The sequence below is a fragment of the Paraburkholderia sp. UCT2 genome, from assembly GCF_014397665.1.
Lineage (GTDB): Bacteria > Pseudomonadota > Gammaproteobacteria > Burkholderiales > Burkholderiaceae > Paraburkholderia > Paraburkholderia tuberum.
Window position 1 is genome coordinate 81,009 of the sequence record NZ_VZQO01000021.1, and the last position, 22,375, is coordinate 103,383.

The following is a 22,375-nucleotide window of genomic DNA, read 5'->3' on the forward strand; positions in this document are numbered from 1 at the left end:
CTTGATGGGACCGGCGCGCGCTCGCGCCGAGTGCGGCGCGGCTGACTTCGGCATCGTGCGGGTTTATTCTGTAGCGCATCGCGCCGTCCCTCGCGGGAACGTCCCTCGGGACGTTGCCACTCACACTATGTATACAGTTACCGTCCGTCAGACGTCATGAACCGCGAAGAAGCCCTCCATATTTTTCAACACTCCGAAGAGATAGTTTCGGCCTCGGACGTCACTGCGTCGATCGCCCGCATGGCGGCTGCCATCCGCGACGAGATGAGCGAGGACTTCCCGCTCGTGCTGTCGGTGATGGGCGGCGCCGCGGTATTCACCGGCATGCTGCTGCCGCACCTCGATTTCCCGCTCGAGTTCGACTACATCCACCTGACGCGCTACCGCAATACGACGAAGGGCAGCAACGAGATGCAATGGCGCGTCGCGCCGGCCGAGTCGGTCAAGGATCGCGTGGTGCTCGTGCTCGACGACATCCTCGACGAAGGCGAGACGATGGCCGCAATCCGCGACCGCATCCTCGCGATGGGCGCGAAGCGCTTCCTGTCCGCGGTGCTGTGCGAGAAGATCATTCCGAAGGCGAAACCGCTGCGCCCCGATTACTGCGGCTTCGAAGTGCCGGACCGGTACGTGTTCGGCTGCGGGATGGATGCGAAGGGCTACTGGCGCAACCTGCCGACCATTCGGGCGCTGACCGAGGGAGCGTGAGCGGGGCATCCGCCCCACCGGCGAAAAAAAAGCAGCCTGCCTGGCTGCTTTTTTATGGCTGCGACGGTGGCAATGCGCGCACCGGCTCGCATTTCACAGCTTGTGCACGAAAGAGCGGATTCCACCGAGCATCATCTCGACTGAAATCGCGACGAGCACGAGCCCCATCAGCCGCTCGAACGCCGCCATCACACGTTCACCGAGCCACGCCTGAATGCGCTCGGCGAGCATCAGCACGATCGCACAGATGATCATCGTGACGGTCAGCGCGCCGACCCACTCGAACGTTTTGCCCGGCGCCTGCGAGGTCAGCAGCATGACCGTCGCCAACGCCGACGGACCCGCTAGCGCAGGAATCGCGAGCGGCACGATCAGCGGCTCGCCGCCGCGCGCGTCGCCGCCGAACGGACCGTCCGGATGCGGAAACACCATGCGCAGCGCAATCAGAAACAGCACGATGCCGCCGCCGATCCGCAACGACTGGTCGCTGAGGCTCATCATGCGCAGAAAGCTCTGCCCGAGCATCATGAACACCAGCAGGATCGCAAACGCGATCGCGACCTCGCGCAGGATCACGACCGTGCGACGCTCCGGCGACACACCGCGCAGACAGCTGACGAAGATCGGGATGTTGCCGAGCGGATCGGTGATCAAGATCAGCAGCACCGTCGCGGACAGGAAGGTGTACTCCACCGCCCGCTCCGCTTAGTTCGCCAGCGCCGCGCGCACTTTCTCGATTACGGTCTGCGCGGCGTCCGCGACCGGCAGCAGCGTCGCTTCGGCCTCGCGACGGCCCTGATACTCGATCTTGCCGTCCTTCAGACCACGGTCGCCGATCACCAGTCGATGCGGCACGCCGATCAGTTCCCAGTCGGCGAACATCACGCCCGGCCGCTCGCCGCGATCGTCGAGGATCACGTCGATACCGGCCGCGACGAGTTCCGCGTACAGCTTGTCGGCCTGCTCACGCACCGCGTCGCTGCGGTCATAGCCCATCGGGCACAGCACGACTTCGAACGGCGCAATCGACTCCGGCCAGATGATGCCCTTGTCGTCGAAATTCTGTTCGATCGCGGCGCCGAGAATCCGCGTGACGCCGATGCCGTAGCAGCCCATTTCCATCGGCCGAGGCTTTCCGGTTTCGTCGAGACAGGTCGCGTTCATCGCTTCGGAATACTTGGTGCCGAGCTGGAACACGTGGCCCACTTCGATGCCGCGGCAGATGTCGAGCACGCCCCTGCCGTCCGGCGACGGATCGCCCTTCTTCACATTGCGGATGTCGGCGACGACCGGCTCCGGCAGGTCGCGGCCCCAGTTCACGCCGGTGGTGTGATAGTCGACGTCGTTCGAGCCGACCACGAAGTCGCTCATGTTCGCGACCGTGCGGTCCGCGATCACCTTGACCGGCTTCTTCGTGTTGATCGGACCGAGATAGCCCGGCGGTGTGCCGAACGTCTCGACGATCTCGGCTTCGGTCGCCATGCGGAAATTACCGAGGCCCGGGAGCTTGGCCGCCTTGATCTCGTTCAGATCATGATCGCCGCGCAGCATCAGCAGCCAGATCGTCGGCTCGGCGCCTTCGTTCTCGGTGGCGAGCACGACCGACTTGATCGTGCGTTCGAGCGGAATGTTCAGCAGTTCGGCAACCGCCTCGCACTTCGCCTTGCCGGGCGTCGCGGTCTTCTTCATCTCTTCTGCCGGCGCCGCGCGCTCTGCGATCAGCGGTAGCGCTTCGGCCGCCTCGACGTTCGCGGCGAAATCGGAGGTCGGGCAATACGCGATGTCGTCTTCGCCGGTGTCGGCGATCACATGGAACTCATGCGAGCCGCTGCCGCCGATCGAGCCGTTGTCGGCCGCCACCGCGCGGAAGTCCAGACCGAGGCGCGTGAAGATGCGCACGTACGCGTCGTACATCTTGCGATACGACTCGCGCAGACCCTCCGCGTCCTTGTCGAACGAGTACGCGTCTTTCATGATGAACTCGCGGCCGCGCATCACACCGAAACGCGGACGGATCTCGTCGCGGAACTTCGTCTGGATCTGATAGAAGTTGACCGGCAGTTGGCGATAGCTCTTGATCTGATTGCGCGCGATGTCGGTGACCACTTCCTCGTGCGTCGGGCCCATCACGAAATCGGCCTGCTTGCGGTCCTTGAAGCGCAGCAGCTCGGGACCGTACTTCTCCCAGCGCCCCGATTCCTGCCACAGTTCGGCCGGCTGCACGGCCGGCATCAACAGCTCGATGGCGCCCGCCCGGTTCATTTCCTCACGCACGATCGCTTCCACCTTGCGGATCGAACGCAGGCCGACCGGCAGGTAGTTATAGATACCGCCCGCGACGCGACGGATCATGCCCGCGCGCACCATGAGCTTGTGGCTGATGATTTCGGCGTCGGCGGGCGCTTCTTTGAGAGTGCCGATAAAGAAACGGGAAGCTTTCATTCAAGGTGTCCAAAAGCGGCGGCTTCCGGTAAGACCGCCAGAAAAGGGGAAAATGAGGGAAATCGACACAGATCCGCGGCGAAGCCGGCAGGGTTCGCCCGACTGGCGGCGCCCTGCCCCCGTGCGGCGCCGAAACCGCCGCGCAAAGCTCTCTCACAAGGGATAGGCACGGAAAACCGACAGGCTACCGCAAACCCGGGCCTGTTGCGGCGAATCGCTCCATTCTGATGCGATTCGGTGCGTGGGGTCCGTTATCTGTTTATAATCAAAGCAATTTTAAAGGATTCGAAGGTGGTTGTATGCTGGATCGTGAAGGCTTTCGCCCGAACGTCGGCATCATCCTCTTGAACGCGCACAACGAGGTGTTTTGGGGCAAACGACTCCGTGAACATTCCTGGCAGTTTCCGCAAGGGGGCATCAAATATGGTGAGACCCCCGTGCAAGCGATGTATCGGGAGTTACACGAAGAGACCGGGCTGCTTCCTGAGCACGTCAAGGTGATCGGTCGCACGCGCGACTGGTTGCGTTATGAGGTGCCTGACAAGTTCATCAAGCGCGAAGTACGCGGTCATTACCGCGGCCAGAAACAAATCTGGTTTTTGCTCCGGATGGTAGGACGCGACTGCGACATCTGTTTGCGCGCCACCGACCACCCTGAGTTCGATGCGTGGCGTTGGAACGAGTATTGGGTGCCGCTCGACTGTGTGATCGAGTTCAAGCGGGATGTGTATCAGTTGGCGCTAACGGAGCTGTCCCGTTTCATGCGCCGGCCTGCGCCGCGTGCGGAAAAACCTGGCGGGCATCATGGGTCGCGTTATCCCCGGATAGCGTCGTCGATGCAAAGCCCGCCGGATTCCACGGTAAGCACGGTGGTCACCACCGTCACGACCGTAACTTCGGTCAGCGTCGAAACTTCGACGCACGTGCTGGTCGCGCCGGATTGCGGTCCCGGCTCACTTGATGCCAACATGAGATCGGAGGATGAGCGCGAAACGGCCGAAGCCGACGAGGCCGTCGCCCCGTTAGTCCGACGAGGCGTGCGCGATTAACCATTCCAGGCGGCGGCGCGCGCCGCCTCTCTCTGGCGCGGCTTTCGAGCCGCGTCTGTCTCTCGAGGGAATCAGATTGAAAGCACTTGCATTCGCCGTGGCGTGCGTCGCCACCGGCGCCCTGCTGGCAGGCTGTTCGAGCGCCGGCAAACCGACCAACAAAGACGACAGCGAGTTCACCTATCTGCTGGATCGCAAGAGCAACTGGGTTGAAAACAAGGTCGACACGTTGCCGCCGCTGCCCTCCGACGCGAACCTGCTGCCGTTCGAAGTCTCCGGCAATACGCCGCTGCAATTTGCGATCGACCCGAAGTCCGTCAGCGTCGGCGACGACGGCGTGGTGCGTTACACGGTGGTCGTCACGAGCCCGGGCGGTGCGCGCAACGTCAATTACGAGGGCATCCGTTGCGACACGTATGAATGGCGTCAGTATGCGGGCCTGAACGCCGATCACGACGGCTGGGACACGACGGTCGCAAACCCGTTTTCGCGGATAGAAAACGGCGCGCTGAATGCGTACCAGGCCGCGTTGTATCAGGACTATATGTGCGCAAACAAGATTCCGACCGGCAGCGCGCAGCACATCGTCGAGAACATTCGTTACAAGCGCACGCAGACGTCGCAGATTCATTGAGGCCGGTTGCGCGGCGCGCGCCCGACTCAGGCGCCGTTGCTTATCCGTGACGATTAAAAAGCCGTTCCAGCCTGCGCTGGAACGGCTTAATTGTTGGCTCTTCATACGCGCGATCTGCGCGCCGCCGCGCAGATCAAAGCACCACGAGATTGTCGCGATGAATCAGTTCGGGCTCGAGCATATAGCCGAGCACCGACTCAATTTCGCCGCTCGGACGCCGCTGGATCAGTTTGGTTTCCGCGCTGCTGTAATTCGTCAAACCACGTGCGACCTCGCGGCCTGACGCGCTCAGACACGCGATCACCTCGCCGCGCGCGAATGCACCCTGCACACCGACGATGCCGATCGGCAGCAAGCTCTTGCCGCCGGCGGTCAGTTTTTCGACCGCGCCGTCATCGATCACAACGTGGCCGCGCACCTGCAGGTGATCGGCCATCCATTGCTTGCGCGCCGCCATGCGCGCGGTGCGCGCGATCAGTTGGGTGCCGATCGCCTCGCCGGCCGCCAGTCTCACCAGCACGTCCGACTCGCGCCCACTCGCGATCACCGTATTGGCGCCGCTATGGGCCGCACGCTTCGCAGCGAGAATCTTGGTCAGCATGCCGCCGCGGCCGAGGCTCGAGCCCGCACCGCCCGCCATCGCCTCGAGCTCGGGCGCGCCGGCGTCGGCTTGCTGGACGAGTGTCGCGGTCGGGTCCTTGCGCGGATCTGCGGTGAAGAGGCCTTGCTGGTCCGTCAGAATGATCAGCGCGTCGCCCTCGATCAGATTGGCAACCAGCGCGCCGAGCGTGTCGTTGTCGCCGAACTTGATTTCGTCGGTGACGACCGTGTCGTTCTCGTTGATGATCGGTACAACTCCGAGCCCCAGCAGCGTGAGCAGCGTGGAGCGAGCGTTCAGATAGCGCTCGCGGTCAGCAAGGTCAGCGTGAGTAAGCAGGATCTGCGCAGTCTGGATGGAATGTTCGGCGAAGCGGCTTTCGTACACTTGCGCGAGACCCATCTGACCGACCGCCGCGGCCGCCTGCAGCTCATCGATTTCACGCGGCCGCTTCGTCCAGCCGAGCCGCTGCATGCCTTCGGCGATCGCGCCCGAGCTGACCAGCACGACTTCCTTGCCTTGCGCGCGCAGTGCGGCAATTTGCGCGGCCCAGCGGCCGATCGCCGCATGATCGAGGCCGCGCCCGTCGTTCGTGACGAGACTCGAACCGACTTTGACGACCAATCGCCGTGAATCTGCGATGACGGAACGCATTGTGCGCTGTCTCCCAAGATGACGCGTGATGCATACCGGCACCCGCCGCTGGCGCCGGCGCTCGAGTTGTTATTCCTGCGGATCGGTGCCGGCTTCGCGGGTCGCGGCCGGTACTTGCGTCCCGTCGCGGAAACGCACGTCGGAGGCCAGGTCTTCGGCTTCGGCCGCGCGTTGCGCGTCGGAGTGCTCGGCGAGGTAGTCGAACACGGCGTAGCAAAGATTTTCACAGCCCTGGCCAGTCAGCGCCGAGATCTCGAACACCGGACCGTCCCAGCCGAAGCCTTCGAGGAACGCCGCCACGCGCGCTTCGCGATCGTCCTCAGGCACCATGTCCAGCTTGTTCAGCACAAGCCAGCGCGGCTTCTGATAAAGCTCTTCGTCGTACTTGCGCAGTTCGTTGACGATCGCCTTCGCTTCCGCGACTGGATCGATCGATTCATCGAACGGTGCGATGTCGACGATGTGCAGCAGCAGCCCGGTGCGCTGCAGGTGACGCAGGAATTGATGGCCTAGGCCGGCGCCTTCCGCCGCGCCTTCGATCAGCCCCGGAATGTCGGCAATCACGAAGCTGCGGCTCGGCCCGACGCGCACGACGCCGAGGTTCGGTGCGAGCGTGGTGAACGGGTAATCGGCGATTTTCGGCTTCGCGTTCGACACCGACGAGATAAACGTCGACTTGCCCGCATTCGGCATGCCGAGCAGACCGACGTCGGCCAGCACTTTCAGTTCGAGGCGGACCATGCGGCGCTCGCCCGGCTTGCCGTCGGTCTTCTGACGCGGCGCGCGGTTCGTGCTGGACTTGAAATGGAGGTTGCCGAGGCCGCCGGCTCCCCCTTGCGCGATTTGCACGCTCTGGTTGTGCTCGGTCAGATCGGCGATCAGCTCGCCGGTTTCCATGTCCGTGATGGTGGTGCCGACCGGCATGCGCAGCGTGATGTCATCACCGCCCTTGCCGTAGCAATCCGAGCCGCGGCCGTTTTCGCCGTTGCGCGCCAGATGTTTTTTCGCGTAGCGGTAATCGATCAGCGTGTTGATGTTGCGGTCAGCCACCGCGATCACGCTGCCGCCCCGGCCGCCGTCACCGCCATCGGGGCCGCCGAACGGGACGAACTTCTCGCGGCGCATCGACGCGCTGCCATCCCCTCCGTCGCCGGCGATGACTTCAATCCTCGCTTCGTCAATGAACTTCATGTGTTACTCCGTCCCGTGGTGTACTGCCCGATTCGATGCAGGGGTTGATACTGATTGGATGCTGCTATTTTGCCGCGCGCGCCGCGCGTTGATCAATCGACCGAACGGCATAGTCCGCCGATGAGGAGCGGTCGACTGCCCGGCTTCGGCGCCAAGCTAAAGAGGCGCCGCAATAAAAAAAGCCCCGCGAACTTCGCGGGGCCTTTTTCCGGTCCTGAAGCCCGTGCCTGATTAAACTCAGGCTGCCGGGACGACGGAAACGGTGTGCTTCTTCGCCGCGCCCTTCGTCGAGAACTGGACGTGGCCGTCCTTCAGCGCGAACAGGGTGTGATCCTTGCCCATGCCGACGTTCTCGCCAGCGTGCATGCGCGTACCGCGCTGACGCACGATGATGCCACCAGCGTTGATAGCCTGGCCGCCGTAAACCTTGACTCCGAGGCGCTTCGACTCGGAGTCGCGGCCGTTCCGGGACGATCCGCCTGCCTTTTTGTGTGCCATTTGATTTGCTCCTTAACCGGTGCGCTTACGCGTTGATCGCGTCGATGCGCAGTTCGGTATAGTTCTGGCGGTGGCCGCCATGCTTCTGGTAGTGCTTCCGGCGACGCATCTTGAAGATCGTCACTTTGGCGTGACGACCTTGCGACACGACGGTAGCCTTGACGGAAGCCCCACTGACCAGCGGCGTACCGAACTTAATCGATTCGCCTTCGCCCACTGCGAGAACCTGGTCGAGCGTGATTTCAGCGTCAATGTCTGCCGGTATCTGTTCTACTTTAAGTTTTTCGCCGACGGCAACCTTGTACTGCTTGCCACCGGTTTTTATGACCGCGTACATTGAGAACCTCACTCTGTATTCATTTTTCCCACGCACCGCGCGCGGAAACTCTCGATTATACATAGAGTTAGCTGCTCGGTCAAAACCTGCTTACCAAACCGTCTACCGTCCGGCTTCGCCCTCCCTCGCAGGCGCTCGCAGATGGCAAACCTGTAACGCGCGGCGCCCCGCAGACGGCCTTGGCAGGCGCCCCGCGCGCCATGCGGACCGCATCCACGCCGCAGCCGACGACCCGGAAGCGCCCCGATCGCCTTATAATTCGCGGCACTACCCAATTCAGCCATCATGTCGTCGACTGCCACCACCTCCCCCAACGTCGCCAGCCTGCTTGCTCCGATCGCCGAAGACATGCAGCAGGTCAATCGCGTCATCCGGCAACGTCTTGCGTCGGACGTGATGCTGATCAATCAGATTTCCGAGTACATCATCAGCGCCGGCGGCAAGCGGCTTCGGCCCGCGCTGCTGTTGCTGGTGGCGGGCGCGCTGGGCGATACGACGGGGCACCGGCACGAGCTGGCAGCGGTCGTCGAATTCATCCACACGGCCACGCTGCTGCATGACGACGTGGTCGACGAGTCCGACCTGAGGCGCGGCCGCCAGACCGCCAATGCGCTGTTCGGCAACGCGGCGAGCGTGCTGGTCGGTGACTTTCTTTACTCACGGTCGTTCCAGATGATGGTCGGCGTGGGCAAGATGCGTGTGATGGAAATTCTGTCGGAGGCGACCAACATCATCTCTGAAGGCGAAGTGCTGCAGTTGTTGAACATGCACGATGCCGATGTCGACGAAGCCCGTTACATGCAGGTGATCCGCTACAAGACCGCAAAGTTGTTCGAGGCGGCCGCCCAGCTCGGCGCGGTGCTGGCCGGCGCGGACGCGAAAACCGAAGCCGCCGCCGCCGAGTACGGTCGTCGCATCGGCACCGCGTTCCAGATCATGGACGACTGGCTCGACTACACGGGGACGGCCGAGTCGATGGGCAAGAACGCCGGCGACGATCTGCGCGAAGGCAAACCGACGCTTCCGCTCATCTATCTGATCGAACGCGGCACGCCCGAGCAGTCGGCGCTCGCGCGCGAAGCCATCGAGCAAGGTGGCACCGACCGTTTCGATACGATTTTCGACGCGATCACGCGCTCGGGCGCGCTGGATCACACGCTCGAGTGCGCGAAACAGGAGGCGCAGGCGGCCGCGGCAGCAATTTCATCATTTCCCCATTCCATTTTCAAGGAGAGCCTGCTAGAATTATGCTCTTACTCGACGGCAAGACAGTCTTGAACAAGACTGAAACACCGAATTAGTCTGAATCGAGTCAGCAGTACCCAATCGGGGTGTAGCTTAGCCTGGTAGAGCGCTACGTTCGGGACGTAGAGGCCGGAGGTTCGAATCCTCTCACCCCGACCAGATTCTCCTTGTTAGCTCAAGGTTCAAAACCGCCGCAGCGTTGCTGGGCGGTTTTTTTGTTTTGCGCGGTGCTTTTTTCGTTGCTCTCGTGCTGCCCTTCGCCGCTTTCTTTCCTCCGACTCGCCAGGCGCAGCGCGTACGTTGCCACGTTGTCGTCCTAGCAGCGTCAGCCGTCGTCCACACCGGAGCGCGCGGCCCCCTCTGCTATATTCTCTCCATCCTTTCCCTTCTTTTTCACGACGCGTGGAACAACTTCCCTTATGGGCGCAGATCGGCGCCGTCCTTCTGCTGCTTGTCTGCTCCGCCTTCTTTTCCATTTCCGAGACAGCGATGATGGCGCTCAATCGTCATCGCCTCAAACATCTCGCCAGCAAGAACACGCTCGGCGCAAAGACGACTCAGGGCCTGCTCGCAAAAACCGATCAACTGCTCAGCGTGATCCTCATCGGCAACAACCTGTTCAACACGATCATTCCGGTACTGACGACATCGCTCGCGCTGCATACGTTCGGCCGCAATAGCCTCGTGCTGTCGATCGCGACCGGTATCGTCGCGTTTCTCATTATCGTGTTCGCGGAGATCGCACCGAAGATCGTCGGCGCGACGTTTCCCGAGAAAATCGCGCTGCCCGCGAGCCTGCTGATCGCGCCGTTGATGCGCGTCGCGAGACCACTGATCTGGTTTGTCAACCTGTTCGCGACCGGCATCCTGCGCGTGCTGCACATCAATACGAAGGGCGCGCGCGACCAGCGGCTGTCCACCGAAGAACTGCGCACTATCGTGCTCGAGTCGGGAAGCTTCATGCCCACCAAGCACCGCAGCATCCTGCTGAACCTGTTCGACCTCGAAAACATCTCCGTCGATGACGTGATGATCCCGCGTCGCCGTATCGAGGCCCTCGACTTCGATGCCCCGTTCGAACAGATCCTGCATCAACTGGAGACCTGCTATCACAACAAGCTGATCGTCTACCAGGGCGACATCGACCGCGTGCTCGGTGTGCTGCACGTGCGCAAGACGCTCTCAGCGCTGCACAACCAAGAGCTCGAGCGCGATACCTTGCGCGAGCTGCTCGCCGAGCCGTACTTCGTGCCAAGCGGCACGCCGGTGTTCCAGCAGTTGCAATACTTTCAGGAGAGCCGGCAACGCATCGCGCTCGTCGTCAACGAATACGGCGAACTGCAAGGCCTCGTCACACCGGAAGACATCATCGAGGAACTGATCGGCGAATTCACCACGTCGATTCCGCGCAGCGCCAGCTCACGCGGCGGCTGGAACGAGGCGGGCGAATGCATCGTCTCGGGAAGCATGCCGTTGCGCGAGCTGAACCGCTGGCTGCAACTCGGGCTACCCACCGATGGCCCCAAAACGCTGAACGGCCTGATTCTCGAAATCCTCGAAGACATCCCCGACGGCGACGTCTGCGTGCACATCGGAGACACCAAGCTCGAAGTGATGCGCAGCGACGATCAGGCGATCCGCACCGTCAAGCTTTTCAAACCGCCGTCGCGCACGAAGGCCGGTAAAGCAAGGTCAGGCTGAACTTCGCGCCGCCGCACGCTGATTTACGGTCAGCATCGCACAGGCTCGCGAAACGCGCCATTAGCCGAATGGCCGAATGGCATTCGGACGCCCGCAACCGGAAGATGAAGCCGTCATGTTCTAAAGGCGGCTCATCACCGGTCTCTCATGCAAACACCTTTTGCCACCGCCGCGGCATTGCCGCGCCCACTCGCTGTCGACGGCGAATCCAGCGCGACGAGTCTGAACGATCCCGACAACGCCCCAGCCGTGCGTCTGTTGACCGACACGTTGCACGAAGCGACGCGGCGCAATGCGTCGGATATCCACATCGAGCCGGCCGAGCATGGCTGGCGTGTGCGCCTGCGTATCGACGGCGTGCTGCATGAAATCCCGCGGCCGCCCGCCCATCTGCGCGACGCGTTCGTCACGCGTGTGAAAGTGCTCGCGCGCATGGACATCGCCGAGCGACGCGTGCCGCAGGACGGCCGGCTACGCCTCGCGACGTCGCCAGGGCGGCTCGAGGATTACCGCGTCAATTCGCTGCCGACACTGTTCGGCGAAAAGCTCGTGCTACGACGGCTCGACGCGTTGCCCGCCGATCTTTCGCTCGATTCGCTCGGCCTCGATCCGCGGCAGCGCGAAGCCGTCGACGCCGCGATCCGCGCGCCGCACGGTCTGATGCTCGTCACCGGACCGACGGGCAGCGGCAAGACACTATCGCTGTACTGCTTCCTGAACCTGCTGAACGGCGAGGCACGCAACCTCTGCTCGGTGGAAGACCCAGCCGAGATCCAGCTGGCCGGCATCAACCAGGTCAGCGTGCGCGAAAAAGCCGGACTGACTTTCGCGGTCGCGCTGCGGGCGTTTCTGCGTCAGGACCCGGACGTGATCATGGTCGGCGAAATCCGCGACAACGAAACCGCCGACGTTGCAGTGAAGGCCGCCCAAACCGGTCACCTCGTGCTGTCCACGCTGCATACGAACGACGCGCCCGCGGCCATCGCGCGGCTCATCGACATCGGTGTCGAGCCGTACAACCTTGCCGCCGCGCTGCGCATGGTGACCGCGCAGCGGCTGGTGCGGCGACTGTGCGTCGCATGCCGCGCGCCCGCGCCGCATTCGCCGGCGGCACTCCACGCCGCAGGCTTTGGCGAACATGCGCTCGACGGCTGGCAACCGTATGCGGCGACCGGCTGCGCGGTTTGTCATGGCATCGGCTATCGGGGGCGCGTCGGCATTCATCAGGTGATGCCCGTTTCCGACGCGATGCGTGAGCAGATCGTCGCGAGCGTGGGCGCGCACGAGCTGGCCCGCCTCGCGCAGATGGAACAGGTCGCGACGTTACGTGACGCGGCGCTTGCGCGCGTGCGCGACGGCACCACGAGTCTCGCCGAAGCGCTCGCCGCCACGGAGGTCGCATGAGTACCGCCGCGCTGTCACCAACCCGGTCCGTCTCAGCCGACCTGCGCTTCAGATGGCGCGGCGTCGACGCGGACGGCACGCGCCAAAGCGGCACGCTGATCGCGCCCGACGCGAGCGCCGCACGCACGATGCTCAAACGCGACAACCTCTTTATCGTCGAACTCGCAACGCAAGGGCCGGCGCCACGCCCGAAGACGAGCGCGGCCGCTGTCACGCTGTTCACGCGACAACTGTCCAGTCTGCTGCGTGCCGGTTTGCCGCTCGCGCCCGCGCTCGAACTACTCGCGCAGACGCCGACGTCGGGTCAGCGGCAAGGCATGCCGCGCATCGTCGGCACTATCGCGCGCGACATCACCGCCGGCCTGCGGTTTTCGGCGGCCTTGCAGCGGCACCCGGCGCAGTTCAATGCGCTGTATTGCCAGCTCGTCGAGGTGGGCGAAGCGGCGGGCGCGCTCGTCACCGTGCTCGCCCGCCTCGCCGACGATCGCGAACGCGCCGCCGCGCAGCGCGCCAAGGTGCGCGCGGCTCTCACCTATCCAGCCGCGATCCTGCTGCTCGCGCTCGCGATAACTGCCGCATTGCTGGTGTGGGTCGTGCCGACGTTCAAGCAGATCTTCGATGGCTTCGGCGCGAAGCTGCCCGCGCCGACGCAGTTCGTGCTGGCGCTCTCGGCGGCCGCCGCGCGCTGGAGTGTGCCGCTGTTCATACTGATGCTCGCAATGAGCTCGGCCATCACGCTCGTGCTGCGTCGTTCGGTAGGCGCGCGCATCCGCTTCGCGCGCCTGTCGCTCGACCTGCCGGTGGCCGGCCCGCTGCTGCGCACGCTGTGCGCGGCGCGCTGGAGTCGCGCGCTTGGCACCTTGCTGTCCGCCGGCACGCCGCTCGCCGACGCATTCGATTCGCTCACTCAGGCGACCGGCAATGCCTTCTTCGATCGCGCGACGGCAAGCATCGCCATCAGATTGCGGCGCGGCGAACGGCTCGCCGCGGCTATGCTCGCGGCCCGCTGCTTTCCTCCCGAAGTCGTGCAGCCCGTTGCAGTCGCGGAGGAATCCGGCGCGCTCGACAGCATGCTGCTCGATGTCGCGTCGCTTGCGGATCGCCAGGTCGACGACAGGATCGGCACGCTATCGAGCCTGTGTGAACCGCTCGTGATCGTCGTGCTCGGCACACTGGTCGGCGGGCTCGTCATCGCGATGTATCTTCCCATTATTCAACTCGGCAACGTGGTGTAGCATCGCAGCCGAATCCACTTCGTCACCATGCAGGCTCCTCTTCCGCTCGTGTCACAAACTTCCTCCAGCCTGCTCGCGGGCTTACTGCCGGGCCGCTTTGCCAGCGATATCGGCCTCGCGCTCGCGAGCCTGCCCACCGGCGTGCAGATCGCATTCGCGATCGTGCTTGGCCTCGTGATTGGCAGCTTCCTGAACGTGGTCGTGCATCGATTGCCGATCATGCTCGAGCGTGCATGGCGCGCCGAAATCAGCGAGACCACCGACGTGCCGCCGCCCGACCACGGACTGCCCGCGCGCTACAACCTGTGGGTGCCGCGCAGCGCGTGCCCGCATTGCGGCCATGTGCTGAGCGCGTGGGAAAACTTGCCGGTGCTGAGCTACCTGCTGTTACGCGGCCGTTGTTCCGCGTGCGGCACGCATATCAGCGCACGCTATCCGCTGCTCGAAATCGCGAGCGCCGCTTTCGCGGCAGGCGCACTGATAGCGTTCGGCCCGACGCTGATGGCACTCGCCGCGTTCGGCCTGTGCGCGACGTTGCTCGCGATGAGCGCGATCGACGTCGACACGCATTTGCTGCCCGACTCCTTGACGCTGCCGCTGTTGTGGGCCGGCCTGATCGTCAACTTCAACGGCATGTTCACGAATCTGCATGATGCGGTGCTCGGCGCTATCTTCGGATATCTGGCGTTGTGGGCCGTGCATTGGGTGTTCAAGCTCGTGCGTGGTATCGAAGGCATGGGCTATGGCGACTTCAAGCTGCTCGCCGCGCTCGGCGCGTGGCTCGGCTGGCCCGCGCTGCCGCAGATCGTGCTGGTCGCCGCGGTGGCCGGTGCCGTGATCGGCCTCGCGGCGACGTGGCGCGGCCGAATGCGCTTCGAGGAGCCGCTGCCGTTCGGGCCGTTTCTCGCGGCGGGCGGTGTGTTGACGCTGTTTGCCGGCACGCCGCTTTATCTGGCTCTGGGGGGCTGAACCATGTTCGTTGTGGGACTCACTGGCGGCATCGGCAGCGGCAAATCGACGGTGGCCAATCTGTTCGCCGCGCGCGGCGTGCCGCTCGTCGACACGGACCTGATCGCGCATCGCATCACCGCGCCGCATGGCCTCGCAATGCCGCACATCGCCGCCGAATTCGGCGCGCAATTCGTCGCCGCCGACGGCTCCCTCGATCGCGCGCGCATGCGCACGCTCGTGTTCAGCGACGAGACCGCGCGCAAACGTCTCGAAGGCATCACGCATCCGCTGATTCGCGCGGAAACCGAGCGCGAAGAGCGCGAAGCGGAAGGACCGTATGTGATCGTCGTGGTGCCGTTGCTGGTCGAGTCCGGGACCTGGAAGAACCGCGTGAATCGCGTGCTCACCGTCGATTGCAGCGTCGACACGCAGATCGCGCGCGTGATGAGCCGCAACGGCTTCAGCCGTGAGCAGGTGCTCGCAATCATTGCGCGCCAGGCCACGCGCGAAGCGCGGCTCGCCGCCGCCGACGACGTGATCGTCAATGACAATGCGCCGCTCGAAGAACTCGAGGCGCAGGTGGACGCTCACCATCAAGCCTATCTGTCGCTGGCGAAGGGCGATGCCGAGTTGTAGCGCGCGCAGACGCGTCGTCACCGGCACATTGAACTTTGCGCGCACGCGGGAGCCGAAGCGCTCATAACACCGGGAACTCACAAAAAAGTTGCGAAAGCGCGCAGAAAAAGTGCGTGATTGCCTGGGTAGTCCCACGGCATTAGAATGTTTTGCATTCCTGTCACCGACCACGCCCGAGGCGAGCCCGCTTGATCCTTTACGAGTACCCCTTCAATGAGCGAATCCGGACGCTGTTGCGGCTCGAAGATCTGTTCGAGCGCTTCACGTTCTTTCTGACTCAGGAAGACGCGCGGGAACATCACGTCGCACTGACAACGCTGTTCGAAATCTCCGAAGTGGCGGGCCGCGCGGATCTGAAATCGGATCTGATGAAAGAGCTCGAGCGGCAGCGGCAAACGCTCGCGCCATTTCGCGGCAATCCGGGCATCGAGCAGAACGCGCTCGAAGCGGTGCTCGGCGAAATCGAGCAGACGCTTGCGGGGCTCACGCAGATGCAAGGCAAGACCGGCCAGCATCTTGCAGACAACGAGTGGCTCGCGAGCATTCGCAGCCGCGCAATCATCCCCGGTGGTACCTGCAAATTCGACCTGCCCTCGTATTACGCGTGGCAACAGTTGCATCCCGATCAGCGTCGCCAGGACATCGCCAAGTGGGTGACACCGCTTTTGCCGCTGCGCGACGCGGCCACCATCGTGCTGCGGCTCGCGCGTGAGTCAGGCCAGGCGTCGAAGGTGATGGCGATGCAAGGCAGCTATCAGCAAATGCTGTCGGGCCGCTCGTATCAATTGATGCAGGTTCGCGTCGCTCCCGAATTGCGCGTGATTCCCGAAGCGAGCGCCAACAAGTACATGCTGTGGGTGCGCTTTACGGTGCAGGACGGCGATCTGCGGCCGCGCGCGGTCGACGTCGACGTGCCGTTCCAACTCACGCTCTGCAGCCTGTAATCGCCTGTCAATCACCGCCGCATTGAGCAGCGCACACCGGATTGGACCGACCGCGCCTTTGAACCGGCGCGAAATAGCCCTATATTCGTTACTTGTTCCGTTTTGCGATTGACCGTCCGACCGTATGCCTACCGTCGTCAAATGTCCTACCTGCGGTAAAGATGTCCGCTGGACCCCCGAAAGCCGTTTCCGTCCTTTCTGCTCCGAGCGCTGCAAGCAGATCGATCTGGGCGCATGGGCCGCCGAAAAATACAGGATTGGCGGCAACGAACAGGAAGGATTTTCGTCCGAAGAGGAAACGCCGCGCGGCGACTACAACCCGCACTGAGCGAGCCAGTAAAAAAGCCACGCGAACCGACGCTGCCGATACAGCGTCCGTTACCGCGTGGCCTTTTCAGTCACTGCCTTCAATCGATCACTTCTTCTCGGCCGCGAGCCACTCCAGCACCGGGATCGTGGCCGGCAGCAACGGCGAGACATCCGCAGGCAAGCTCTGCCAGACGAAGGCCTGGCCTTCACGCCCGTGCGGCTCGCCCGACCACTGCGTCACCTTGCAGAAGAAGAGGCGCACGTAGGCGTGCGGATAATCGTGTTCGAGCGTATGCCACAGATGGCTCGCCTCGACCTCGATTCCCAGCTCCTCGTGCAGCTCGCGCGCGAGCGCGGCCTCGACCGATTCGCCCGCTTCGAGCTTGCCGCCCGGAAACTCCCAGTAGCCCTCGTACGGCTTGCCCGTCGGACGCTGCGCGAGCAGATAGCGCCCATCCGGCTGCACCAGCACGCCGACCGCGACTTCGGTGACCGGACGGCCCGCGCCGTTGGCGCCGACGCTATTGCCGGCACTATTGCCGGCGCTTTTGTTAGCGTCGCTCATGCCGGCGTCTTACGGCCGGACCAGTCGCGCGCGAACTGCCATGCGACCCGTCCCGAGCGCGAGCCACGTTCGAGCGCCCACACGAGCGCATCGCCGCGCGCCGATTCGATCTCGGCGTCGTCGCAACCGAAATGGCGCAGCCAGTGCGCGATGATCGTCAGGTAGTCGTCCTGCTTGAACGGATAGAAGCTGACCCACAGCCCGAAACGCTCGGACAGCGAAATCTTCTCTTCGACCAGTTCACCCGGATGAATCTCGCCGTCCGAAGTGTGCTTGTACGTCTCGTTGTCGCTCATGTACTCGGGCAGCAGATGGCGGCGGTTCGACGTCGCATAGATCAGTACGTTGTCGGACTGCGCGGCCACCGAGCCGTCGAGCGCGACCTTCAGCGCCTTGTAGCCCGACTCGCCTTCTTCGAACGACAGGTCGTCGCAGAACACGACGAAGCGCTCCGGCCGCTTCGCGATCAGATCGACGATGTCGCCGAGGTCGTGCAGATCGTCCTTGTCCACTTCGATCAGGCGCAGGCCGTCTTTCGCATACGCGTTCAGGCACGCCTTGATCAGCGACGACTTGCCGGTACCGCGCGCGCCCGTCAGCAGCACGTTGTTGGCCGGCTGACCGCGCACGAACTGGCGCGTGTTCTGTTCGATCAACCCCTTCTGGCGATCGATGTTCTGCAGGTCGTCGAGCGTGATCGGCGAAATGGCATGCACCGGCTGCAAGTAGCCGCGACCCTGGCGCTTGCGCCAGCGAAAAGCGACCGCGGCCGACCAGTCGATGTCCGGCGCGGCGGGCGGAAGCATCGCTTCCAGGCGGCCGAGCACGGCTTCGGCCCGGTTCAGAAACTGTTCGAGTTTGTCCATGGTGAGTAGGCGGCCCGTGGCCGCGCTTTGAAGCTGATTACGAGCGGTAGTCGGCGTTGATGCTCACGTAGTCGTGCGACAGATCGCAGGTCCAGATCGTGGCTTGCGCATTACCGCGGCCGAGCACGACGCGAATGCCGATCTCGCTTTTTTTCATCACGCGCTGGCCGTCTTCTTCGCGGTAGGCCGGGTTGCGTCCGCCGGCAGTCGCGACCAGCACGTCGTCCAGATACAGATCGATCTTGCCGACGTCGAGATCGTCAACGCCGGCATAGCCGATGGCCGCGAGAATACGGCCGAGGTTCGGGTCCGATGCATAGAAGGCCGTCTTGACGAGCGGCGAGTGGCCGATCGCGTAGGCGATCTGGCGGCATTCGCCGACGCTCGAGCCGCCTTCGACATGCACGGTCATGAATTTGGTCGCGCCCTCGCCGTCGCGCACGATCAGTTGCGCGAGGCTCTGCGCGACCTCGGTCACCGCGTCGCGCAGCGCTGCATAAGCGGGCGAATCGGTGGACGTGATCGCGGGCAGGCTCGATTTGCCCGACGCGATCAGGATGAACGAATCGTTGGTCGACGTATCGCCATCGATCGTGATGCAGTTGAACGAGCGATCCGCGACGTGCTTCACGAGCTCGTCGAGGACCGGCTGCGCGACGGCTGCGTCGAACGCGAGGAAGCCGAGCATGGTCGCCATGTTCGGCTTGATCATGCCGGCGCCCTTGCTGATGCCGGTCAGCGTGACGGTATGACCGCCGATCGTGACCTGACGCGAGCTCGCCTTCGGCAGCGTGTCGGTCGTCATGATCGACTGCGCCGCGTCGTACCAGTTCGCTTCCTTGCGGTTCGCGAGCGCGGCCGGCAAGCCCGCCTTCAGACGATCGACCGGCAGCGGTTCGAGAATCACGCCCGTCGAGAACGGCAGCACCTGCTCGGGCACGATGTCGGCGAGACGCGCGAGTTCCGCGCAGGTTTCGCGCGTCGCGGCGAGGCCCGGCTCACCGGTGCCCGCGTTCGCGTTGCCGGTGTTGATCACCAGCGCGCGAATCGGCTTGCCGCCCGCGCGCACGCGCTGCAGGTTCTCGCGGCAGACCGTGACGGGCGCCGCGCAGAAGCGGTTCTGCGTGAACACGCCGCCTACCGTCGCGCCTTCGTCGACGGAAATGACGAGCACGTCCTTGCGGTTCGGTTTGCGGATATTCGCTTCCGCCCAGCCTAGCGTGACGCCGGCGACGGGGTGGAGTTGAGCGGGATCGATCGAGGGAAAGTTGACAGCCATGGTCGCGACCTGTCGAAGAAAATGCCGGCGGACGCCGGCATCGGGGAAACGGAACTGATGACCCGGGTGTGTTGCCGGGTCACCCGCGAAATCAAAACGGCCAAACGGCGCTTAAAAACGACACGGCGCGCCCGGAAGCGCGCCGCATCGCCATCAGGCGATCTTGCCGTGGCACTGCTTGTACTTCTTGCCGCTGCCGCACGGGCACGGGTCGTTGCGGCCGACCTTCGGCACGTTGTCGGCATTCATGTGCACGGCCGCCTGCGGCGCTGCGCCGTGGCCGTGGCTCATCGCGTCGCCGATCATCGCGGCGGTGGCCGCTTCGGCCGCGACCGGCGCGGCGGCACCGGCTTCCGCGAACTCGGCATGACGGAACTCGACGTGCTCCAGACGACCGCCCTGCTCTTCCATCTGCTCCGCGGCCGCTTCGAGCTGCTCCGGCGACTGGATCTGCACGTTCATCACGATGCGCGTGACTTCGAGCTTCACGGCGTCGAGCATCGCGGCGAACAGTTCGAACGCCTCGCGCTTGTATTCCTGCTTCGGGTTCTTCTGCGCATAGCCGCGCAGATGGATGCCCTGACGCAGATGATCGAGCGCGGCCAGATGCTCGCGCCACGCGCGGTCGAGCGTCTGCAGCATGATCGAGCGCTCGAACGCGCTGAACGATTCGCGGCCGACCAGCTGGACCTTCGCCTCATACCCTTCGTCCGCGGCGGCCTCGACCGCTTCGAGAATCTCTTCCGCGCTGATCGAGTTCGACTCGTTGATCATTTCCTGAATCGCGAGGTCGAGCTGCCATTCGTTGCGCAGCACTTCCTCGAGCTCGGGCACGTCCCACTGCTCTTCGATGCTGCCCACCGGCACGAACTGATGCACGATGTCGCCGACCACGCCGTGACGCATCGCGCTGATGGTCTCGGTGATGTCGTTCGCTTCGAGCAGTTCGTTGCGCTGCTGGTAGATCACCTTGCGCTGGTCGTTCGATACGTCGTCGTATTCGAGCAATTGCTTACGAATATCGAAGTTGCGCGCCTCGACCTTGCGTTGCGCCGATTCAATCGAGCGCGACACGATGCCCGCTTCGATCGCCTCGCCTTCCGGCATCTTCAGACGGTCCATGATCGCGCGCACGCGGTCGCCCGCGAAAATGCGCAGCAGCGGATCTTCCAGCGACAGATAGAAGCGCGACGAACCCGGGTCGCCCTGACGGCCCGCACGGCCGCGCAGCTGGTTGTCGATCCGGCGCGACTCGTGACGTTCGGTGCCGATGATGTGCAGACCACCCGCGGCCTTCACCTGATCGTGCAGCGTCTGCCATTCGTCGTGCAGCTTCTGGATGCGGCGCTGCTTTTCGTCGGCGGCGAGCGTTTCGTCCTGCTCGATGAACGACGCCTGCTTCTCCGCGTTGCCGCCGAGCACGATGTCCGTACCACGGCCGGCCATGTTGGTCGCGATCGTGACGCGCTGCGGACGGCCCGCTTCGGCGACGATTTCCGCTTCGCGCGCGTGCTGCTTCGCGTTCAGCACTTCGTGCGGCAAGCTGACCTGCTTCAGCAGATGCGACAGCAGCTCCGAGTTCTCGATCGACGTCGTGCCAACCAGCACCGGCTGACCTCGTTCGAAGCACTCGCGAATGTCGCGGATCACCGCGTCGTAGCGTTCCTTCGCGGTCTTGTAAATCTGATCCTGCCTGTCGATCCGCTTCGGCGGACGGTTGGTCGGGATCACGACCGTTTCGAGACCGTAGATCTCGTTGAATTCGTACGCTTCGGTGTCGGCCGTGCCGGTCATGCCGGCCAGCTTCGCGTACATGCGGAAGTAGTTCTGGAACGTGATCGATGCGAGCGTCTGGTTCTCGCTCTGGATCTTCACGTGTTCCTTCGCCTCGACCGCCTGGTGCAGACCGTCAGACCAACGGCGGCCGGCCATCAGACGGCCGGTGAATTCGTCGACGATGATCACTTCGCCGTTCTGCACGACGTAGTGCTGATCCTTGAAGAACAGCGTGTGCGCGCGCAACGCCGCGTACACGTGGTGCATCAGCGTGATGTTCTGCGGCGCGTACAGGCTTTCGCCGTCGCCGATCAGGCCCCACTCGGAGAGCAGGCGCTCGGCCTTTTCGTGGCCCGACTCGGTCAGGAAGACCTGACGGCCTTTTTCGTCCAGCGTGTAGTCGCCCGGCTTCTCGACGCCGGTGCCGTCCGCCTTCTCTTCGCCGATCTGGCGCTCGAGCAGCGGCGGCAGCGCGTTCATGCGCACGTAGAGTTCGGTGTGATCTTCGGCCTGGCCGGAGATGATCAGCGGCGTACGCGCTTCGTCGATCAGGATCGAGTCCACCTCGTCGACGACCGCGAAGTTCAGGCTACGCTGCACGCGCGCGTCGGTCTCGTAGACCATGTTGTCGCGCAGGTAGTCGAAGCCGAATTCGTTGTTGGTGCCGTAGGTGATGTCGGCGGCGTAGGCTTGCTGCTTCGCCGTGTGCTCCATCTGCGACAGGTTGATACCGACCGACAGACCGAGGAAGTTGTAGAGACGCGCCATCCATTCGGCGTCGCGCTGCGCGAGGTAGTCGTTGACCGTGACCACGTGGACGCCGCGGCCCGACAGCGCGTTCAGGTAGACCGGCAGCGTCGCGACGAGCGTCTTGCCCTCGCCGGTGCGCATTTCGCTGATCTTGCCGTAGTGCAGCGCCATACCGCCGATCAGCTGCACGTCGAAGTGGCGCATCTTCAGCACCCGCTTGCTGGCCTCGCGGCAGACCGCGAACGCTTCCGGCAGGATCTTGTCGAGCGATTCGCCGCTCGCGACGCGCTGGCGGAATTCACCCGTTTTGGCGCGCAGTTGGTCATCCGTCAATTGCTCGATCTGCGACTCGAGCGCATTGATCGCCGCGACGGTCTTTTGATATTGCTTGACTAGCCGCTGATTACGGCTGCCAAAAATCTTCTGTAGAAAACCGGTGGTCATCGGATCGGTGTCTGCGTCGCGGCTTCGGCTGGCTCGCGGTATGCACTATGCGTATACCGCGCCTGGGTCGGAAAGTCCTCGGCGGCTTAGTCCAAGAGTGAATTCGAATCGGGCATTTTAGCACGCGCCTCCGGCCGCGCTCGTGTCGCAGGCGTGACG

At 63.7% G+C, this 22,375-nt stretch carries 22 protein-coding genes and 1 tRNA gene; 12 read left to right on the top strand and 11 right to left on the bottom strand.

Annotated features, from left to right (window positions below; genetic code table 11):
• Positions 1-156 precede the first annotated feature (156 nt).
• The gene (locus tag F6X39_RS19005; RefSeq protein ID WP_008923084.1) at positions 157-708 is read left to right on the top strand and encodes a hypoxanthine-guanine phosphoribosyltransferase; all 552 of its coding nucleotides are present in this window, start codon (positions 157-159) and stop codon (positions 706-708) included.
• 93 nt (positions 709-801) lie between these two features.
• On the opposite strand, the gene F6X39_RS19010 is transcribed toward F6X39_RS19005, so the two are convergent.
• Together F6X39_RS19010 and F6X39_RS19015 are read right to left on the bottom strand one after the other, a co-directional pair.
• A complete protein-coding gene (locus F6X39_RS19010) occupies positions 802-1,401 on the bottom strand; it encodes a MarC family protein (protein ID WP_018421862.1) in 600 nt (199 codons plus the stop codon).
• A 12-nt stretch (positions 1,402-1,413) separates the two neighbouring features.
• Positions 1,414-3,150 carry a proline--tRNA ligase gene (locus tag F6X39_RS19015; RefSeq protein ID WP_187617714.1) on the bottom strand — a complete coding sequence of 579 codons (1,737 nt, stop codon included), beginning with the start codon at positions 3,148-3,150 and terminating at the stop codon, positions 1,414-1,416.
• Positions 3,151-3,449: 299 nt separating this feature from the next.
• Here F6X39_RS19015 and F6X39_RS19020 point away from each other — a divergent pair, with 299 nt between their 5' ends.
• Entirely contained in the window at positions 3,450-4,199 is a 750-nt protein-coding gene (locus F6X39_RS19020) for an RNA pyrophosphohydrolase (protein ID WP_184066873.1), read from the top strand.
• Positions 4,200-4,275: 76 nt separating this feature from the next.
• On the top strand, positions 4,276-4,833 hold the full coding sequence (locus F6X39_RS19025; protein ID WP_184058542.1) for a CNP1-like family protein: 558 nt from the start codon (positions 4,276-4,278) through the stop codon (positions 4,831-4,833).
• Positions 4,834-4,966: 133 nt separating this feature from the next.
• Here F6X39_RS19025 and proB read toward each other — a convergent pair whose 3' ends face one another.
• The 4 genes from proB to rplU form a co-directional block, all read right to left on the bottom strand.
• Positions 4,967-6,085: a glutamate 5-kinase gene (gene proB, locus F6X39_RS19030; protein ID WP_184022882.1), complete on the bottom strand. Its 1,119-nt coding sequence runs from the start codon at positions 6,083-6,085 to the stop codon at positions 4,967-4,969.
• A gap of 69 nt (positions 6,086-6,154) precedes the next feature.
• Positions 6,155-7,276 (bottom strand): Obg family GTPase CgtA, encoded by a 1,122-nt coding sequence (cgtA, locus tag F6X39_RS19035; RefSeq protein WP_184051016.1) that lies wholly within the window; start codon positions 7,274-7,276, stop codon positions 6,155-6,157.
• 237 nt (positions 7,277-7,513) lie between these two features.
• Positions 7,514-7,774, bottom strand: coding sequence for a 50S ribosomal protein L27 (gene rpmA, locus F6X39_RS19040; RefSeq protein ID WP_008923994.1), 261 nt, complete (start codon positions 7,772-7,774; stop codon positions 7,514-7,516).
• Positions 7,775-7,799: 25 nt separating this feature from the next.
• Positions 7,800-8,111, bottom strand: a complete 312-nt coding sequence (gene rplU, locus F6X39_RS19045; RefSeq protein ID WP_007180329.1) for a 50S ribosomal protein L21 — start codon at positions 8,109-8,111, stop codon at positions 7,800-7,802.
• Between the two features lie 285 nt (positions 8,112-8,396).
• On the opposite strand from rplU, the gene F6X39_RS19050 reads away from it, so the two are divergent.
• Positions 8,397-9,389, top strand: coding sequence for a polyprenyl synthetase family protein (locus tag F6X39_RS19050; RefSeq protein WP_026229109.1), 993 nt, complete (start codon positions 8,397-8,399; stop codon positions 9,387-9,389).
• Between the two features lie 49 nt (positions 9,390-9,438).
• A tRNA-Pro gene (locus F6X39_RS19055) sits at positions 9,439-9,515 on the top strand.
• 16 nt (positions 9,516-9,531) lie between these two features.
• On the opposite strand, the gene F6X39_RS36875 is transcribed toward F6X39_RS19055, so the two are convergent.
• The gene (locus F6X39_RS36875; RefSeq protein WP_262414743.1) at positions 9,532-9,663 is read right to left on the bottom strand and encodes a hypothetical protein; all 132 of its coding nucleotides are present in this window, start codon (positions 9,661-9,663) and stop codon (positions 9,532-9,534) included.
• 182 nt (positions 9,664-9,845) lie between these two features.
• On the opposite strand from F6X39_RS36875, the gene F6X39_RS19060 reads away from it, so the two are divergent.
• From F6X39_RS19060 to yacG, 7 genes are all read left to right on the top strand, one after another.
• The gene (locus F6X39_RS19060; RefSeq protein ID WP_410450208.1) at positions 9,846-11,057 is read left to right on the top strand and encodes an HlyC/CorC family transporter; all 1,212 of its coding nucleotides are present in this window, start codon (positions 9,846-9,848) and stop codon (positions 11,055-11,057) included.
• Positions 11,058-11,204: 147 nt separating this feature from the next.
• Positions 11,205-12,461 (top strand): GspE/PulE family protein, encoded by a 1,257-nt coding sequence (locus tag F6X39_RS19065; RefSeq protein ID WP_187617716.1) that lies wholly within the window; start codon positions 11,205-11,207, stop codon positions 12,459-12,461.
• On the top strand, positions 12,458-13,696 hold the full coding sequence (locus F6X39_RS19070; RefSeq protein WP_187617717.1) for a type II secretion system F family protein: 1,239 nt from the start codon (positions 12,458-12,460) through the stop codon (positions 13,694-13,696). Before F6X39_RS19065 ends, F6X39_RS19070 begins: the two co-directional genes overlap by 4 nt.
• 27 nt (positions 13,697-13,723) lie before the next feature.
• Positions 13,724-14,665 (top strand): prepilin peptidase, encoded by a 942-nt coding sequence (locus tag F6X39_RS19075; protein WP_187617718.1) that lies wholly within the window; start codon positions 13,724-13,726, stop codon positions 14,663-14,665.
• 3 nt (positions 14,666-14,668) lie between these two features.
• Positions 14,669-15,283, top strand: a complete 615-nt coding sequence (gene coaE / locus F6X39_RS19080; protein WP_187617719.1) for a dephospho-CoA kinase — start codon at positions 14,669-14,671, stop codon at positions 15,281-15,283.
• Positions 15,284-15,471: 188 nt separating this feature from the next.
• Positions 15,472-16,227 (top strand): cell division protein ZapD, encoded by a 756-nt coding sequence (gene zapD / locus F6X39_RS19085; protein WP_008921182.1) that lies wholly within the window; start codon positions 15,472-15,474, stop codon positions 16,225-16,227.
• A 124-nt stretch (positions 16,228-16,351) separates the two neighbouring features.
• Entirely contained in the window at positions 16,352-16,555 is a 204-nt protein-coding gene (yacG, locus tag F6X39_RS19090) for a DNA gyrase inhibitor YacG (protein ID WP_187617720.1), read from the top strand.
• A gap of 87 nt (positions 16,556-16,642) precedes the next feature.
• Here yacG and F6X39_RS19095 read toward each other — a convergent pair whose 3' ends face one another.
• From F6X39_RS19095 to secA, 4 genes are all read right to left on the bottom strand, one after another.
• Positions 16,643-17,101: an NUDIX domain-containing protein gene (locus F6X39_RS19095; protein ID WP_187617721.1), complete on the bottom strand. Its 459-nt coding sequence runs from the start codon at positions 17,099-17,101 to the stop codon at positions 16,643-16,645.
• Complete coding sequence (locus F6X39_RS19100) at positions 17,098-17,967, bottom strand: ATP-binding protein (protein WP_090801949.1); 870 nt, start codon at positions 17,965-17,967, stop codon at positions 17,098-17,100. Before F6X39_RS19100 ends, F6X39_RS19095 begins: the two co-directional genes overlap by 4 nt.
• 37 nt (positions 17,968-18,004) lie before the next feature.
• Positions 18,005-19,246 carry a bifunctional glutamate N-acetyltransferase/amino-acid acetyltransferase ArgJ gene (gene argJ / locus F6X39_RS19105; protein WP_187617722.1) on the bottom strand — a complete coding sequence of 414 codons (1,242 nt, stop codon included), beginning with the start codon at positions 19,244-19,246 and terminating at the stop codon, positions 18,005-18,007.
• A 153-nt stretch (positions 19,247-19,399) separates the two neighbouring features.
• Positions 19,400-22,216 carry a preprotein translocase subunit SecA gene (gene secA, locus F6X39_RS19110; protein ID WP_187617723.1) on the bottom strand — a complete coding sequence of 939 codons (2,817 nt, stop codon included), beginning with the start codon at positions 22,214-22,216 and terminating at the stop codon, positions 19,400-19,402.
• Between the last annotated feature and the right edge of the window lie 159 nt (positions 22,217-22,375).